The organism is Wenyingzhuangia heitensis (assembly GCF_011762155.1).
Classification (GTDB): domain Bacteria; phylum Bacteroidota; class Bacteroidia; order Flavobacteriales; family Flavobacteriaceae; genus Wenyingzhuangia; species Wenyingzhuangia heitensis.
The window spans coordinates 524,400-543,251 of the sequence record NZ_JAASQL010000001.1; the positions used below are offsets into that span (position 1 = coordinate 524,400).

General features: G+C 32.9%; 9 protein-coding genes. 6 read left to right on the forward strand and 3 right to left on the reverse strand.

Going from position 1 to position 18,852, the window contains the following annotated elements:
* The first annotated feature begins 59 nt into the window (after nucleotides 1–59).
* The 3 genes from FHR24_RS02185 (at nucleotide 60) to FHR24_RS02195 (ending at nucleotide 6,614) form a co-directional block, all read left to right on the forward strand.
* The gene (locus tag FHR24_RS02185) at nucleotides 60–3,137 is read left to right on the forward strand and encodes a SusC/RagA family TonB-linked outer membrane protein (RefSeq protein ID WP_167183206.1); all 3,078 of its coding nucleotides are present in this window, start codon (nucleotides 60–62) and stop codon (nucleotides 3,135–3,137) included.
* 21 nt (nucleotides 3,138–3,158) lie between these two features.
* Nucleotides 3,159–4,748 (forward strand): RagB/SusD family nutrient uptake outer membrane protein, encoded by a 1,590-nt coding sequence (locus tag FHR24_RS02190; protein WP_167183208.1) that lies wholly within the window; start codon nucleotides 3,159–3,161, stop codon nucleotides 4,746–4,748.
* Nucleotides 4,749–4,814: 66 nt separating this feature from the next.
* Complete coding sequence (locus FHR24_RS02195; RefSeq protein WP_167183211.1) at nucleotides 4,815–6,614, forward strand: alkaline phosphatase; 1,800 nt, start codon at nucleotides 4,815–4,817, stop codon at nucleotides 6,612–6,614.
* Between the two features lie 76 nt (nucleotides 6,615–6,690).
* Here FHR24_RS02195 and FHR24_RS02200 read toward each other — a convergent pair whose 3' ends face one another.
* The 3 genes from FHR24_RS02200 to FHR24_RS02210 all read right to left on the reverse strand — a co-directional run bounded on the left by FHR24_RS02200 (nucleotide 6,691) and on the right by FHR24_RS02210 (nucleotide 8,640).
* Complete coding sequence (locus FHR24_RS02200; RefSeq protein WP_167183214.1) at nucleotides 6,691–7,383, reverse strand: haloacid dehalogenase type II; 693 nt, start codon at nucleotides 7,381–7,383, stop codon at nucleotides 6,691–6,693.
* Between the two features lie 63 nt (nucleotides 7,384–7,446).
* The gene (locus tag FHR24_RS02205) at nucleotides 7,447–8,001 is read right to left on the reverse strand and encodes a carboxymuconolactone decarboxylase family protein (RefSeq protein WP_167183217.1); all 555 of its coding nucleotides are present in this window, start codon (nucleotides 7,999–8,001) and stop codon (nucleotides 7,447–7,449) included.
* A 75-nt stretch (nucleotides 8,002–8,076) separates the two neighbouring features.
* Nucleotides 8,077–8,640, reverse strand: coding sequence for a TetR/AcrR family transcriptional regulator (locus FHR24_RS02210; protein ID WP_167183220.1), 564 nt, complete (start codon nucleotides 8,638–8,640; stop codon nucleotides 8,077–8,079).
* A gap of 322 nt (nucleotides 8,641–8,962) precedes the next feature.
* Between FHR24_RS02210 and FHR24_RS02215 the strand changes: the two genes are divergently transcribed.
* From FHR24_RS02215 to sov, 3 genes are read left to right on the forward strand one after another with little or no spacing between them, the layout of a single operon-like run.
* On the forward strand, nucleotides 8,963–11,227 hold the full coding sequence (locus tag FHR24_RS02215) for an NADP-dependent malic enzyme (protein ID WP_167183223.1): 2,265 nt from the start codon (nucleotides 8,963–8,965) through the stop codon (nucleotides 11,225–11,227).
* Nucleotides 11,228–11,232: 5 nt separating this feature from the next.
* Nucleotides 11,233–11,814 carry a Holliday junction branch migration protein RuvA gene (gene ruvA / locus FHR24_RS02220; RefSeq protein WP_167183226.1) on the forward strand — a complete coding sequence of 194 codons (582 nt, stop codon included), beginning with the start codon at nucleotides 11,233–11,235 and terminating at the stop codon, nucleotides 11,812–11,814.
* Nucleotides 11,815–11,819: 5 nt separating this feature from the next.
* Nucleotides 11,820–18,842 carry a T9SS outer membrane translocon Sov/SprA gene (sov, locus tag FHR24_RS02225; RefSeq protein WP_167183229.1) on the forward strand — a complete coding sequence of 2,341 codons (7,023 nt, stop codon included), beginning with the start codon at nucleotides 11,820–11,822 and terminating at the stop codon, nucleotides 18,840–18,842.
* Nucleotides 18,843–18,852: the final 10 nt, after the last annotated feature.

Here is an 18,852-nt window from a genome sequence, read left to right on the forward strand (position 1 = left end):
ACCCCTTATTCTTTAGTCCTAAAACTACTTTTGAAACAAATCATAAACTAAAATTTTAAATGAAAAAAGCTTATTTATTTTTGCTATTTGTAATAGGATGTATGTCGCATTCTATAGCGCAAGTAACTGTTAAAGGAACCGTGGTTTCTAAAGCAGATCAAATGCCAGTGCCAGGTGCATATATTGTACTTAAAGGTCAGGCAGGACAAGGAACAACAACTATTACTAATTTTGATGGACAATTTGTAATTCAATCAAAACAAAACAAAGGTGTTGTAGAAATATCTTCATTAGGGTACGAAACACAAATCATTAACTATGCAGGTGATCAAAAATTAGAGATTGTATTAGGTGATTTGGCTAGCGATTTAGATGAAATTGTATTAATTGGATACGGATCTTCTAAAAAAGGAGATTTAACATCTGCTATTGGAACGGCTAACAATGTAGGAACTATTACAAGTAGACCTGTTTCTAACTACAAAGATTTTTTACAAGGGAATATTGCAGGGGTAACTGTGTTAAGCTCTGGAGGAGATCCTACCAAAACAGCAGATATTAAAATTAGAGGTATTGGTACTTTTAATGGAGAATCTCCTTTGGTTGTTGTAGATGGAATACCTTACAATGGACCAGAAATTAATCCAAATGATATTAAATCTATTTCCGTTTTAAAAGATGCAGCTTCTGCGGCAATTTATGGAGCTCAAGCAGCATCAGGAGTTATTGTAATAGAAACAAAAAAAGGAAAAATAGGAAAACCAAGAATAGGAGTTAATTATTATACTGGAATTCAGACAGCAACTAATTTACCTACTCCATTAACGGCAAAACAACAAGCAGATGTTTACAATACAGCTGCGGACAATGCAGGGACACCAAGACAATCTGCTCACGATGCTAGTCAAAATCCTTATGGACAAGTAAACCGTACCAATTGGGTAGATGCTATTTTTAGAGATGCCAAAGTAAATAACATTAATGTTGATTTAAGTGGAGCCGGTAAAGATTTTAACTACTATACTTCTTTTGCATATAGAAATAGAGAAGGTTTGTTAGAAGGAACTAGTTCTGAAAATTACAACTTAAGAGTAAAGTCAGATTACAATTTAACAGATAAAATTACTATTGGAGAGAATGTTTATATGTCTAGAGATGAGGCTTATGGTACGGATACCGACAACCCATATTCAGGAACTATTATCAATGCAATTTACATGCCTTCTGCTTCTCCAACTCGTTATGCAGATGGAAGTTTTTCTGGAACAGCACCAGATACTGATGAATTAAGAGGTTTTGCAGGAGCATATGGTGATACTTACAATCCATTAGCGTTGTTGTTAAGACCAAACAAAAAATCACCTAGAACTTTTACAAGTATCAATGCGTATTTAAAGTACGATGTGTTAAAAGGTTTGTCTTTTAAAACCAATTATTTTTACTCTTATAGTCACGAAGAAAAGAAAGAGTTTTATGGAGTGGTTCCAGAACTAGGAAGAAGTAGTACTCAAAATTCTTTATTAGAAGAAAACAGAACCATAGGAAAGTGGATTTGGGACAACCAATTAACTTACGACGTAGCTTTTGGAAAACACAACATTAATGCAACAGCTATTTATTCTGCACAAAAAACAACTGGAGATTTTACATCTGTAAAAGGAACAGGGTTTTCATCAGAAGAAACGTACAACCAATATTTACAAAATGCAGAGGTAATTTTAAAACCTACCAACAGTCCTTTTCAAGATGCTTTAACATCTGCAATAGCTAGAGTAATGTACAACTACGGAAACAAATATTATGTATCTGCAAGTTACCGTAATGATGAATCATCAAGATTAGCAACAAAAAATCAATCAGATAACTTTAGCTCTGCTACTTTAGGGTGGAGATTGTCTAAAGAGTCTTTCTTTAATGTGGATGCAATTAACGATTTAAAATTAAGAGCATCATGGGGACAAATAGGAAATATAAAATCTGTAGACTATTATTCTTTTGATGTGCCAATTGCAAGTAGAAATATAGTGTTAGGAGACAATGCTTCTTATACATCTTCTGGTAGTTATGTTGCAAGAAACGGAAATCCAGATTTAAAATGGGAAAGAGTAGAGTCTTTAGATTTTGGTTTTGATGCTGCTTTATTAGATCATAGTCTAAATATTACGGTAGATTATTTTAAGAAAACGACCAAAGGGATGATTATTAAAGGTTTGGCAGATTTAAACCAAGGTATCAATCCTGCAGATGCAAATGGAGGACAAGTAAAAAACACAGGTTTTGAAGTGGCTGCAACTTATAAGAACAAGATTGGTGCTGTAAATTACCGAGTAAATGCAAACGCAACTTCTGTTAAAAATGAATTAGAAAATTTAAATGGATATGCAGGTATTGGACAAGTTACATATGATCATGGTGACAATGTAAGAGGAGTTTTAAAACCTTATCAAACTAGAGTAGGTGGAGAATTATATACGCCTTACTTAGTACCACATTTAGGAATTTTTCAAAACCAAGCAGAAATAGATGCGTATACCAAAGATGGAAACTTAATTCAGCCAAATGCAAAACCAGGAGATTTTAAATTTGGAGACACCAATAATGATGGTAAAATTTCTGAACAAGACAGAAAATACTACGATGCTTACCAACCTAAGTTAACCTATAATTTTGGATTGAATTTAGATTACAAAGGATTCGATTTAGGAATGATCTTTCAAGGAGTAGCAGGTGTTAAAGCTTTTAATGGGTATAAATACACAACATACAACGCTTCATTATCAGGATATAACTTAGATAATAGAGTCTTAAACGCATGGTCTCCAACAAACACAAATGCAAGTATTCCTGTGTTGTCTACAAAAGATGATAATAAAAACTTTGGGACAGCATCTAGCTGGTATTTAGAAGATGCTTCTTATCTAAGAATTAAAAACATCACTTTAGGATATACGTTTGATAAAAAAGTAATGGACAAAGTTGCAAAAGGATCTACGTTAAGACTTTATGTGTCTGGAGAGAACTTAGCCACTTTTACAGATTATTCTGGTCTAGACCCAGAAGTAGGAGGAAAAGGATTAGATGTTGCTAAATACCCAGTAGCAAGAACAGTGTCATTTGGTTTATTAATGTCATTATAATTTTAAAAAACTTAGAAAAAAATGAAAAATAAATATATAAAAATAGGAGTTGTTGCATTAGGACTAATGAGTTTTGGATTGACCTCTTGTTCAGATGATTTTACAAACTTAGCTCCAATAGGAGCTGTGTCTAATGAAAGTTTCTGGAAAACAGAAGCAGATGCAATAAAAGGTGCTAATGGTTTGTATGAATTAATGCACGATCAAGAAATGTTTGGTAGAGGTTTCTTTTGGTACATCAATGCATCAGATGATATGATTACAGGTCGTACCAAAGCTACTGCAGATGTGATTAAGAATTTTAATATTAATGGTAGTGAAGGGAGTTATACTTCTACTTGTTACGAAAAATGTTATAAAATTATTAGAAGAGCAAACGATGTTTTGTTAAATGTTTCTGACATGGAAATTAGCGAAACATTAAAGAACAGAGTATTAGGAGAGGCTTATTTTATGCGTGCTTTTGCGTACTTCTGGGTTGCACATACTTATGGTGATGATACAAACGGAGGAGTCCCTATTGTAACTGTAGATAATATGTTTGATGCAGGTGGAAGTTATGCAAGACCTGCTAGTGTAGAAGAAAACTATGCAATGATTATTGAAGATTTAAAAACAGCTGCGGATTTACTGCCTTTGTTTACAGAATATGGTGCAGAAGATTTTGGGAGACCTCACAAAGATGCTGCCTTGGCTTACATTGCCAAAACCAATTTATACTGGGCACAATACGATGCTAGTAAATATGCAGAAGTTGTTAAATATGCAGATTTGGTAACCAATTCTGGTTCTGGTAGAGCTTTGGTTGATACAGACAATCCTGCCACAGATTATAGAGAATTACACAGTCACTTAAACAACTGGGAAAGTGAATACATTTGGTCTGTAAACTCTGGAGTAGATAGAGGTAGTATTTTAACAGGAGTAATGTTAGAAAACAAAGGTTGGGGTAAATTTAACGGATGGGGATATTACACACCATCAGAAGGATTGTATAATGAGTTTGAAGCTGGAGATGTTAGAAAAGCCGTTACTATTTTAAGTTTTGGTGATGACTTTAGATATTTTGGAGAAGCTAAAAGGTACCAATCAGAGAATTCTTTATCGGGTTTTCAGTTTAACAAATACATGTATGAGTTTAGAGAAGCAGATGCTATTGGTAAAACAGTAAACACAAACGGAGACAACCCTACAACGGTTTACAATGTGCCGTTAATGCGTTATGCAGAAGTGTTGTTAATGAAAGCAGAAGCTTTAATTGCTGATGGTAAAAATGGAGATGCTCCTTTAAACTTAGTAAGACAAAGAGCTGGTTTGGCAGCAAAAACCAATGCTACTATAGATGATCTAAAACATGAAAGAAGAGTAGAATTGGCAGGAGAATTTGCTAATAGACACTTTGATTTGGTTCGTTGGGGAGATGCACAAGCGACCTACGCACAGCCAATTTACGGAAGAATTTATGATGACAGATCTAACCCAGATTCTCCATACACATCAAAAATTGTATGGCCAGCTAGAACATTTGATGCTAGCTATATGAATGTGTGGCCTATACCTACTAAGGTTATCAATTCTTCAGGAATTCCACAAAACAAAAACTGGAACTAAAAGCTTTGCTTTTTTATAAAATCGAAAAGGTGCTATTTTGGTAGCACCTTTTTTAAATATTTATTTATGTTATTATTTGTAAAAAGAAAATTCATACTAGTTGTTTTACTGCTAGTTACCGGTCTAGTAAATAGCCAAGACCACAAACATATTAGAATACAATCTCATAACGATTACCATCAAAAAACTCCATTTTGGACTGCTTTTACTAGTGGTTTAAATTTAATAGAAGCCGATGTGTTTTTAAAAAACGGACAATTGTTTGTAACGCATACAGAGGCAGAAATACGTAAAGAAAATACGTTAGAGGCTTTGTATTTAAGTCCCTTAAATCAAATAACAAGTAGTTCTGAAGATGTACACAAAGAGTTAACGTTAATGATTGATGTAAAATCGGAAGCGATTACAACTTTAGATGCGATTCAGACTTTGTTAAAAAAATATCCTCAAGTAATTCACCATCCATATGTTAAGTTTGTTATCTCAGGAAACAGGCCTAATTCAGATGTTTATCATACATATCCCGATTTTATTTCTTTTGATTATCATGAATTGGACACTTCGTTAGCGGCTAAAAATTTAGCAAAAGTAGACATGATTAGTGTTGATTTTAAAAAATATTCTGAATGGAATGGAAAAGGAAGATTAACACATACCGATTATGATAAAGTAACGGAAGTTATTAACAAGTCAGAAAAATTTAACAAACCTTTTCGTTTTTGGGGAACTCCAGATTCTAAAACAGCTTGGAGGGTTTTTTTAGAATTGGGAGTAAATGTCATCAATACAGATCAGCCTAAAAAATGTGCTACCTATGTTTCTAGTTTAAATCATAGAACGGTTCATGCAAAAATTTCCTCAAAAGTTTATCAACCTACTTATAAGTATGACAACGCTAAAGGAAAGGTTAAAAATATAATTTTGTTAATTGGAGATGGAAACGGATTGTCTCAAATATCATCTGCAACTCTAGCAAATAAAGGAGTATTAACGTTAACACAATTAAAACATATTGGGTTGATAAAAACCCAATCTGCGGATGATTTTACCACAGATTCTGCTGCTGCTGGAACCGCATTGGCAACAGGAGTAAAAACAAATAACAGAGCTATAGGTACTGATGTAAATGGAAATGCTTTAGAGAATATTACCGAGCTTTTACATAAAAAAGGATTTTCTACTGGGGTAATTACTACCGATGAAATTACAGGAGCAACTCCTTCTTCTTTTTATGCACACCAAAAAGATAGATCTCAAAAAAATGAAATAGCCAATGATTTGTTAAAGAGTAAATTAGATTTTTTTGCAGGAGGAGGATTAAAAACATTTAAAGATTTAGATGTAAAAAAATCATTTAGTATTCTAAATAATACAAGTGATTTAAATAAATCAAAAGCAAAAAGAGTAGGGTTGTTTTTGTCAGAGGGTGGAGTTTCTTCTATTATTTCGGGAAGAGGAAATATGCTGGCAGAAACGACTAAAGCAGGTTTGCAATTTTTAAAGCAAAAGAACAAACCGTTTTTTTTAATGGTAGAAGCTGCACAAATAGATAGTTTTGGTCATGCTAATAATACAGAGGGAATTGTATTAGAGGGAATAGATTTTGACAGAGCAATTACAGAAGCTATTCAATTTGCAGACAATAATAAGGGAACATTGGTAATTGTAACTGCAGATCATGAAACGTCAGGTTTTAGTGTGTCTAGCGGAAGTGTAGATGAACATAAAATAGAGGGGGGCTTTGTAACCCACGATCATACGGGGAGTATGGTGCCTGTTTTTTCTTACGGTACGGGTGCCGCAAATTTTATGGGTGTTTATGAAAACAATAAGGTTTTTGAAAAAATAATAAAGAGTTTAAAATAATTTTTTTGAGTTTTGTTTAAATAGTGTTAGCGACTCTAATTTTAATATTAGAGTCGCTATCTTTTTATATAAATAATTATTCTTTTTCTAGACTTGTTAGTTTTTCTGCAATTTTTAAAAGATCAGTCTGTACAATTTCTGGTCTTGGAGCTAGCGGATACATTTGCTGTCCGGGTCTAGCAATAAAAGAAGCTCTCCATCCTGCCCACATTGCACCTGCAACATCCCAACCGTGAGCAGCAATCATCATACAGTCTTTAGGTTGCACTCCTAGTTTTTTAGCAGCCCAATGATACACTTCGGTATCGGGTTTGTATTTTCCAAATTCTTGTACACTTAGTTTTTCATCAAAAAAATCTGTCAAACCTGCATTTTTAAACTGTGTTGCCATTCCATTACTAGAAGAATTGGTGAGAGCAACCATTTTATAACCTGCTTTTTTAAGCTTTGTTAAAGCTTGTTTTACTTCGGGGTGTGGAGGTAAATTGCTAAAGTTTTTCATCACTTCTTTTGCCTCTTTAGTATTTAATGTGATGTTGTTATTGGCAGCTACCATTTGCAAGGCTGCAGCTCCAATACTACTAAAATCTGTAAATTGTTTGCTGGCTGTGGTTGCTAAAGAATAGTGTAACATGGTGCTAAACCAGAGTGGAAGTAAATCTTCTCTACCTCCTAAAACGGTTCCTACACTTTTTTTCATGCTACTTAAATCTAATAGAGATTCATTTACATCAAAAAATAAAACTTTGGGTCTTTTGTTGTTTATCATTTTTTAGGTTTTTAGGTAAAATTAAAAAGGATTGTTTGTTAACAAACAATCCTTTTTAAATAATTATGAATTTTTAGACCAAGCAAATTTTTCAAAAGCTGCATCTACAGGAGTGTTAGCAATATGGTTGGTATAGTTACTAATTACTTTTTGAGACAGTCCTAAAATAATTTCTAATACTTGTCTTTCTCCGTATCCAGCAGCATAAAATGTTTCTAAATCTTCTTGAGTTACATGACCTCTGTTTCTCACAATAGTTAATGTCATGGTACGTAACGCTTCTAGTTTTGCATCAGCAAGAGGAGTTTCGTTACGTAAAGCATCAATAATTTCATCCTCTACTTTCATCATTTTTGCAATACCTGTATGTGCAGGTACACAGTAATGACAAGCGTGTTCTACATTAATGGTTTGCCAAACTACGGTTAACTCATCGTTGTTAAAAGAGGATGCAGCAAACAATTCGTGCAATACTTGGTATCCTTCTAAAATTCCAGGAGCACCTGCTAATACACCGTGCAAACCAGGAATCATTCCATACGCTTTTTGAGATTTTTCTAAAAAGGGTTTGCTTTCTTGTGGTGCAGATTCTGAATTGTGAACTTTTAATGTTGTCATAATGTTTGATTTTTTAATGAATTCTATTTTAAATTTAATATCTAAGCAAATGCTTAGTTTTGTTGTAAAAAAAAGTTACAGCTTTAAAAAAGTAACTTCTATAATGTTTTTTAATTGTTGTTGATTAAAAACTTTGGAGGCAATGGAAAGTCCTAAAAGACTGTTCATTAAATAATCCGCATGTTTTTCTATCGTTGTGTTTTCAATTAAGTCGTCTTGTTTTAGATTGCTTACAAACAAATCTCTAATTTCATTGGCAAAATTTTTCAATTCTACCATAATTGTAGCATCTGTCTCTTCTTTAATTTCGTTTACAGAGTTGGTCACCAAGCAACCTTTAAATAAAGAATCTTCTTTAGAGAATTCTAAAAAATCATAAAAATATTGTTCAATACCTGCAACTCCATTGTTAGACTTTTTTAATTTGTCTTTAATGCTGTTTACTTTGGTTTTGTAACATTTAATACTTTCTAAAAACACCCCTTGTTTGTTTTTAAAACTAGCGTAAATAGAAAACTGATTGATCCCCATTTCTTTTTCCAACATACGTACAGAAGTAGCTTCATAACCGTTCCTCCAAAAAAGCCCCATTGCTTTTTCAATCACTTCTTGTTCGTTATATTGTTTTTTACGTGCCATCGTTTTTAAATACATTACAAATCTAAGCAATAGCTTAGTAATAAAAAAATGATCGTTGATTTTTTGTGTTTACAATCAAATAATAGAAGAATATTCGACCAGCTAAAATATATGGTTTTCCAAAAATCATTACTTAAATAAGTAGTTGTTTTCTGTTTTTGATAAGATTTTCAATGAAATAAAAACAGTAGAAACGGATTCTGATTCCATTATTTGCAAAAAAAATCAGTAAAAGGCCATTTTGGTTTCGGTATTGTCAAAAAAAATCTATTCTTTTTGCTCAGTGGATACAAATGGTATCTTTGTTACATAATTATTGAATATGAGTTACACAAAAAAAGAATTAGAAGCTTTAGAATATCACGAAAAGCCACAGCCAGGTAAAATTAAAGTAGTACCTACCAAAAGGTATGCTACACAAAGAGACTTAGCGTTGGCTTATTCTCCAGGAGTTGCGGTACCTTGTTTGGCTATCGAAAAAAATCCAGAAGATGCGTATAAATACACTTCTAAAGGAAACTTAGTTGCTGTAATTTCTAACGGAACAGCTGTTTTAGGGTTAGGAAATATTGGTGCTTTGGCAGGGAAACCCGTAATGGAAGGTAAAGGTTTGTTGTTTAAAATTTTTGCTGATATTGATGTTTTTGATATTGAAGTAGATACAACAGATGTTGATAAATTTATAGAGACAGTTAAAATGATTGCTCCTACTTTTGGAGGTATAAATCTAGAAGATATTAAAGCTCCTGAAGCTTTTGAGATTGAAAGAAGATTAAAAGAGGAGTTAGATATTCCCGTAATGCATGATGATCAACACGGAACTGCAATTATTTCTGCTGCTGCGTTAAAAAATGCTGTGGAAATTGCAGAAAAAGACATTACTAAAGTAAGAGTAGTTGTAAATGGAGCAGGAGCAGCAGCCATATCTTGTACCAAGCTTTACAAAGCTTTAGGAGTAGCTCCAGAAAACATTTTAATGTGTGATAGTAAGGGAGTTATTAGCACGAAGCGTGAAGATTTAAATGAGCAAAAACAAGAATTTGCTGTAAATACAGAATTCACCACTTTAGAAGAAGCTATTAACGGAGCAGATGTGTTTATTGGTTTGTCTGTGGCAGGAGCTTTAACACCAGAAATGTTAAAGACCATGGCACCAGACCCAATTGTATTTGCTATGGCCAACCCAACACCTGAAATAGATTATGATGTTGCGGTTGCAACACGTAAAGATGTTATTATGGCTACAGGTCGTTCAGATTATCCTAACCAAGTAAATAACGTTTTAGGTTTTCCATTTATTTTTAGAGGAGCTTTAGATGTTAGAGCAACGGGAATTAATGAAGAAATGAAAATGGCAGCTGTACATGCTTTGGCAGATATGGCTAAAAAGAATGTTCCAGAGCAAGTAAACATTGTATACGGAGAAAAGAATTTACAATATGGAAGAGAATATATTATTCCTAAACCATTTGATCCTAGATTAATTCACGAATTGCCACCAGCAATTGCAAAAGCGGCAATGGATAGTGGTATTGCTAAAAAACCAATTAAAGATTGGGATGCATATACACAAGAACTAATGGAACGTTCTGGTTCTGGTAGTAAGTTTGAGCGTATGTTGGTTTCTCGTTCTCAAAAAGATCCTAAACGTGTTGTGTTTCCAGAAGCAGAACATTTAAATGTATTAAAAGCAGCTCAGATAGTTTCTGACGAGGGAATTGCAAGACCAATTTTACTAGGAAATGTAGAGTTGATTAAAGCTTTAAAAGAAGAAATTGGTTTTGAAGCTGAGGTGGAAATTATTGATCCTAAAAGCGATGAGTATGCAGACAAAGTAAATGTATATGCAGAAAAGTATTGGGCAAAACGTCAACGTAAAGGTATTCGTTTGTTAGATGCTCAAAAGCATATGATTACACGTAACTATTTTGCTGCCATGATGGTGAATGAAGGAGAGGCTGATGCCATGGTATCAGGATATTCTAGAAACTATCCATCTACTGTAAAACCAATTTTTGAAACGATTGGAAAAAGACCAGGAGCTTCAAGAATTGCAGCAGCCAATATAATGATTACTGAAAAAGGTCCTTTAATTTTTACGGATACAACAGTAAATATTGAGCCTAGTTCTGAAGTTTTAGCAAACATTGCAGAGTTGGCTAGTGGAATGGCAAAAATATTTGCAATTGAACCTCATATAGCCATGCTTTCTTATACGAACTTTGGAGGTGTAGAAAGTGCAGGAGTCGCTAAAGTACAAAAGGCAGTAGAAATTTTAAAGGCAGAAAGACCCGATTTAAATGTAGACGGACCAATACAAGCCGACTTTGCTTTGAATCATGATTTGTTAGAAAAACAGTTTTCTTTTTCTGATTTGGTTGGAAGTGAAACAAATACATTTATTTTTCCTAGTTTAGAGGCTGCAAATATTTCTTATAAAATGATTAAGGAATTAACAGATGCTACTTCAATTGGACCTGTATTAATGGGACTTAATAAGCCTGCACACGTAGTCCAGTTAGGTGCAAGTGTAGAAGAAATTGTAAACATTACTGCCGTTGCGGTAATAGATGCTCAAAATCAATAAAATAAATGATTACCCATTTAAAAGGTAAATTAGTTGAAAAAAATCCTACCTATGCCATTGTGGAATGCAGTGGTGTAGGTTATTTTTTAAATATATCCTTAAATACCTATTCTCAAATTCCAGACAGTGAGCTAGTCACTCTTTATACACAGTTAATTGTAAAAGAGGATTCGCATACTTTGTATGGATTTACCTCTACCTTAGAAAGAGAAATTTTTAAATTATTAATATCTGTTTCAGGTATAGGACCAAGTATTGCAAGAACCATGCTATCTTCTTTAACTACAGAAGAAATACAAAAAGCGTTGGTTACAGAAAATGTTGCGGTTATACAAGGGGTAAAAGGAATTGGGATAAAAACAGCTCAAAAAGTAATTATTGAGTTAAAAGATAAGATCGTAAAAACTTACGATATGGAAGAAACTTCTGCTTTGGTAAACAATAGTGCGAAAGAAGAAGCGTTATCTGCATTAGAAGTTTTAGGTTTTGTGAAAAGACAAGCAGAAAAAGTAGTAACTTCAATTTTAAAAGAAACACCTGATTTAAGTGTTGAAAAACTAATCAAACTAGCGCTAAAAAAACTATAACTAACTTGAGAAAGTATTTTCTAATAATTGTATTATTACTTTTTGTTGTACCTATTGGGTATGGTCAAGAAAAGGAAACTGATACGCTTAATTCAGTAGAAATACCTCGTACATTTTCGTTTGATAACAATACAGATGGGGTTTTGTATTTAAAAAATCCGACAGAAAAAAAAATAGAATACGATCCTACTATTGGTCGTTATATTGTTAGAGAAACGATAGGTAAATCTAGCTTTACAACTCCTACCTATTTAACAGAAGAGGAGTATAAAGAATATCGACTAAAACAAGACGTTCAAGATTATTTTAAAGCAAAAACTGCTGCTATAGAGGGTAGAAAAAAAGATGCAGAAGAGGCTCAAAAAGATTTGTTGCCTACTATGTATGTAAACAATAAGTTTTTTGAAACCTTGTTTGGAGGTACCGAAATTAAAATGGTACCACGTGGTTCTGTAACCATGCGCTTTGGTGTTTTATATCAAAATATAGAAAATCCATTGTTGTCTGAAGAAAACAGAAGTAGTTTTACACCCGAGTTCGATCAACAAATTAGAGCTAATTTATCGGCAAAAGTAGGAGAACGTTTAACGGCAGATATCAATTATGATACACAATCTACATTTTCATTTCAAAACCAATTAAAACTAGATTTTGAACCTGGAGAAGATGATTTGATTCGAAAATTAGAAGTAGGTAATATCAACATGGATATTAAAAATAACCTAATTACAGGATCACAAAGTTTGTTTGGAGTAAAAGCACAATTACAATTTGGAGCCACTACTGTAACAGGAGTTTTTTCGCAACAACAATCACAAGCTAAAAATATTATTGCAGAAGGAGGTTCTGCACTTACGGAGTTTGAATTAAGAACTACACAATATGATAATAATAGACACTTTTTTATAGCCCAATATTTTAGAAATAATTACAACACGGCTTTAGCAGAATTGCCTTTAATTAATTCGGCAGTACAAATTACCAAGTTAGAGGTTTGGGTAACCAACAGAAATACCAACACCCAAGATGTACGAAATATTGTTGGTTTGGTTGATTTAGGAGAATCTGGAACAGATAAGTATGACAACACACAATCTAATATTACCAACAATACAGTAACAGCAACTCCTGTAAATACTCAGTTTATTCCAGACAACAAAGCCAATAGTTTAAATCAATACATAGGGACTGATAAAACACAATTAAGAGAGGTAGAAAATGTTCCATCTGCATTATCAGGTTTTGAGCAAGGGAGAGAATATGCTGTTGTGGAAAATGCCAGAAAATTAAGTGCTAGCGAATTTACATACAATCAACAACTAGGATTTATTTCTTTAAACTCTAGATTAAATGATGGAGATGTGTTGGCTGTTGCTTTTGAATATACTTATAGAGGAGAAGCTTACAGAGTGGGAGAATTATCTACAGACGGGGTAGAAAGTGATAAAAATATAGTTGTAAAATTGATAAGGCCTCAGTTGATAAACACAGAAGATATTGTGTTTAATTTATTAATGAAGAACGTATATAGTATTGGAGCTTACAATTTAGAAAAAGAAGGCTTTCAGTTTAATTTATTGTATAGAGATGATGCGACTGGGCAGGCTACAAACAATTTGTTAGGATCTCAAGAAGATGATATTAAAACAAGAACTATTTTAAATTTAACCAATTTAGATAGGTTAGATGCTAATAATAATTTAACTAGAAATGTATTAAATAAAGGCTATGCCAAAGGAGATGGTTTTTTTGATTATATAGAAGGGTTAACGGTAAATTCAAATAACGGATCTATTATTTTTCCTGTTATAGAGCCTTTTGGTAGAGATTTAGAAAGTTTATTAACCAATCCATCAGATATAGATAAATACGTTTTTAACGAACTATATACCAAAACCGCATCGGTAGCCGAAAATGATTATCAGAAAAAAGATAAGTTTTTGGTACAGGGGCAATACACATCTAGCACAAGCGATGGAATTTCTTTAGGAGCGTTTAATGTGCCAAGAGGATCGGTTACGGTAACAGCGGGTGGAATTGTATTGGTAGAGGGAGTAGATTATACGGTGGATTATTTTGCGGGAAAAGTAAAAATCATCAACCCGTCTATAGAATCTTCTGGACAAGCAATTAATGTTTCTTTAGAAAATAATACCTTTTTTAATCAACAGCAAAAAACGTTTGTAGGAGTAGATGTAGAACATAAATTTAGCGATCAATTTGTATTGGGAGCTACTTATTTAAATATAAAAGAACAACCTATAAGTAATAAAGTTCAGTTGGGACAAGACCCGGTGAACAACTCCATGTACGGATTAAATTTAAATTATAGCTCTGAAGTTCCTGTACTAACAGATTGGGTAAATTATTTGCCAAATATAGATACAGATGCACCTTCTACTATTTCTGTTAGAGGAGACTTTGCGTATTTAAGACCTAACACACCATCTACTATAGATATTGGTGGAGAAGCAACTACATATTTAGATGATTTTGAAGGAGCTCAAATTCCTATCAACTTAGGAACGGCTCAAAATTGGTCTTTATCTAGTGCTCCTGTAAATTTTGATGGAAGAGATTTTGGAGCAAGTAATAATAATAGTGTAGAGTATGGTAAAAAGCGTGCAAAATTAGCTTGGTATACTATTGATCAATTGTTTTATACAGGTTCAAGTTTAAAACCTCAAAATATAGATCCAGATGAATTGTCTAGAGCTGAGGTAAGACCCGTGCAGAGTGAAGAATTATTCCCAGAAAGAAATTTAGATGTTACACAAAGAACCAACTTACAAACGTTTGATTTAAGTTATTATCCTAACGAGCGTGGTCCTTATAATTACACAGCTGTTACAAATCCATCGGAACCTAGTCAACTAACAAATCCATCAGAAAAATGGGCGGGAATTACAAGAGGAATGGTGGTTACAGATTTTCAGAGATCTAACATACAATATGTAGAATTCTGGATGCAAGATCCTTATGATAGTTATAGTATTAGTAATAATGAGGGAATTGTTACCAACTCTAATCCTGTTAACCAAAAAGGAACTGTTTATTTAAACTTGGGAAGTATTTCTGAAGATATTTTAAAAGACAATAGAAAAGTTTTTGAAAATGGATTGCCAGAAGATGGTACTACCTCAACTGGAATAGACCAAACTAATGTGGCTAATGTACCTACAGAAAAATCATTGTTATATGCCTTTGATCAGGGAGATGAAACAAGACGTAATCAAGATGTTGGGTATGATGGAATGAGTGATGCTGAGGAAAAAACCAGATTTCCAGATCTAGCTTCTTTAGAAGATCCATCATCAGATAATTTTCGTTTTTTTAGAAGTACAGAGCATGATAATAACAATGCCTCTATTTTAAAAAGATATAAAGATTATAACAACACACAAGGGAACTCTCCCACGGCTGCGTTAAGTACGGAGTCTTATCCTACATCGGCTACTAACAATCCAGATGTTGAAGATGCAGATAGAGATCAAACTATGAATACCATAGATTCTTATTGGCAGTATAAGGTAGATGTGTCTCAAAATAACTTAAATAAAACGACCAATGAGTTTATTGTTGACGAAAGAACTACGAGTGTTACTTTAGAAAATAATACAGAAAAACAGTTTAAATGGTATTTGTTTAGAGTTCCTATCAATTCTGGAGAATCTATTGGTGGAATTAATAGTTTTCAGTCCATTCGTTTTATGCGTATGTTTTTAACCGATTTTGAAATTCCGGTGACCTTGCGTTTTGCAGATTTTCAAATAGTGAGAGGAGATTGGAGAATTTACGATCAAATTATTGACGAGAACGATAATTTAACAGAAAGACCTACAGGAGCCACCGAAGATTTATTAGAGACAGGAACAGTAAACATAGAAGAGAATGAAAATAGAATCCCTGTTAACTACATATTACCACCCACTATTAGTAGAGAGGCTTTACAGGGAACTTCTAATGTATTGCAGCAAAATGAACAATCTTTAACAGTAACGGTAGATAAGCTACAACAAAACAGTACGGTTGGAGTTTATAAAAATATAAACGTAGATATGCGAATGTATAAGCGTTTAAAAATGTTTATACATGCAGAGGAATTGTTACAGAATACTGTATCTGATAAGGATTTAGTAGCAGTTATAAGATTAGGAAGTGATACCAATGACAACTATTATCAAATAGAAGTGCCGTTAAATGTTACAGATATTCCTAATTTTGGAGCAAGTAATGCCTTAAATGCTAGAGCTGTTTGGCCTGAAGAAAATGATTTAGATATATCATTATTAGATTTAACCAATGTAAAAATAGATAGAGATAAGGTAGGTCAGTCTGTGACTGAAATTTATCCAGAACAGTCAGCTATAGATAATTCTCAAACGGTTCTTAGAGTAAAAGGTAATCCAAATTTATCTAATGTTAGAACCATCTTTTTGGGAATTAAAAACGTGGATGCAACTCAAAAATCTGCAGAAATTTGGTTTAACGAATTAAGAATGTCTGGTTTTGATAATGAAGGTGGATGGGCTACAAAAATATCTGCCGATGCAACAATTGCAGACTTTGCTAAGGTTGCTGTAAATGGAGCATATCAATCTATTGGTTTTGGTAGCATAGATCAAAGTGTAAATGAAAGAAGTCAAGAAGAAATAAAAAGTTATAGTATAAACACAAGTGTGAATGTAGGGCAATTGTTACCAAATAATTGGAATGTAAGAATTCCTGTAAATTACACTGTTTCTGAAGAAATAAGAACTCCAAAATACGATCCAAAATACGAAGACGTTTTAGCAACAACAGCCAAAGAACAGGGAGTGGCTGCAGAAAGTATAGACATTACAACCAAGCGTAGGAGCATTAGTTTGATTAACGTAAAAAAGGAAAGGTCTGAGGTGAGCGAAAGAAAACCTCAGATTTATGACATAGAAAACTTTAGTGTATCCTATACATATAGCGATGCAACTAACGAAAGTTACGTGGTAGAAAAAGACATTAGTCAGAGCGTGAATGCTGCTGCTAATTATGCCTTTAAGTTTAAACAGATAGAAGTAAGACCTTTAGAAAACATTCCGTTTTTAAAGAGCAAGAGCTTAAGTTTGTTAAGAGATTTTAATTTTAATTTACTACCTACGGATATTGCTGTAAATAGTTCTATTAAAAGAAATTATAGTGAATACAAAACCAGAGATTTATTAGAAACAGCAGGGTTAGAAATTCCAACATTAAAGCAGCGTAATTTTATGTTTGATTGGGATTATAGAATTGGCTATAAATTAACAGATGCCATCAATTTAAGTTTTAACGCAAGCAATAATTATATTTACGATACGTTTGAGCAAGACGTACAAACAGAAGAAGAGTTAGATCAAATAGATTTGTATTCTAACTTTTTTAATGTAGGTAGACCCAATAATTATACTCAAAATATAACTGCTACCTATAAAATTCCAATAGATAAACTTCCGTTGTTAAGTTTTGTAAATGCGGATTATTCTTACACAGGTAATTTTAATTGGAGAGCTTCGTCACCAGATTTTGTTGAAAAAGTAGGGAATACAATTCAAAATGGAAATACACATAACGTATCTGCCAATTTAAATTTTTCTAAACTATATACAGAAATAGGACTGAAAAAATTATTTAGGTCATCGTCTGCTAAAAAGAAAATGCCAACACCAGGTAGGTCTAAGAAAAAATCGGGAACCGTTGGTGATTTTGTTTATGGAGTATTAAGTTCTATTAAAACAGGTAGATTTAGTTACAACAAAAATAGAAGTAGTTCTTTAGATGGATATAAACCAGAAATAGGCTTTTTAGGAAGAAATAAATACAACGGAAGTTATGCTCCAAGTTTAGGGTATGTGTTTGGTCAGCAAACAAATGTATTGCAAAACGCAGTAGAAAATGGTTGGCTGTTAGGTAGGTCTGGAGCAGAAGATGATGTGCTTTATAACAAAAATTACATGCAATCAGAATTGACCAGTTTAAGTTATGATATCACATTAAAACCAATTCAGGACTTAAATATCCAGTTAACAGGAAGTAGAAGTTATTCAGACACAGAGCAACAACAAATAGATTATGTTACAGGAAGTAGTAAAATAGAAAATTCTCAAATCAATAAATCGGGAAATTATAATATTTCATATTCATTAATAAAAACAGCAATGGGAAGTGATCCAGATGCTTTGTTTGATGAATTTGTAAGAAATAGAGCTAAAATAGTAACACAAATACATCCTGGTGGAGATTCTAATTCTGAACAAGCTTTAAATAGTCAAGAAGTGTTAATTCATTCCTTTTTAGCAGCTTATAGCGGAACAGATGTGGTAACCTCTGATAAAACTATTTTTAAGAAAATGCCAATTCCAAACTGGAACATTACTTATAGAGGTTTAATGCGATTGGATTTTATCAAAAAGAACTTTAGTAATTTCACACTATCACATGGTTATAACTCATCATATACCATTAGTAATTTTTCTAACAACTTAAATACAGATACGTCAAATCCTTATCAGTCAGATTTAATATACTCCGGAATTACCTTAATAGATGCGTTTTCTCCATTGATAAAATTAGATGTAAAATTTAAAAGTTCTCTATCGTTTAGAGGAACCATCAATACAAATAGAACATTATCTTTAAACTTAAATAACACTACTCTTTCCGAAATTACAGGAAATGAATATGTGTTTGGTCTGGGATACAGGTTTAAAGATGTGAAAATTAAAACTCGTTTTTTAAGAAAACAAAGAACTTTAAAAGGAGACATTAATATAAAAGCAGATGTGTCTTATAAAACAGATGTAACCAACGTAAGAAGTATAGATACTCAGACAAGTCAACCTGTGGGAGGACAAAATTTATTCGGACTTAAATTGGCAGCAGATTATAATTTAAGTCGTAATTTTACAGCATCCTTGTATTATGATCAAAATGTAGCTAGTTATGCAATATCAACATTGTATCCAAGGCAATCAATAAATGCAGGATTAAGTTTAGTATATAACCTAGGAAACTAAAAAAATAAAA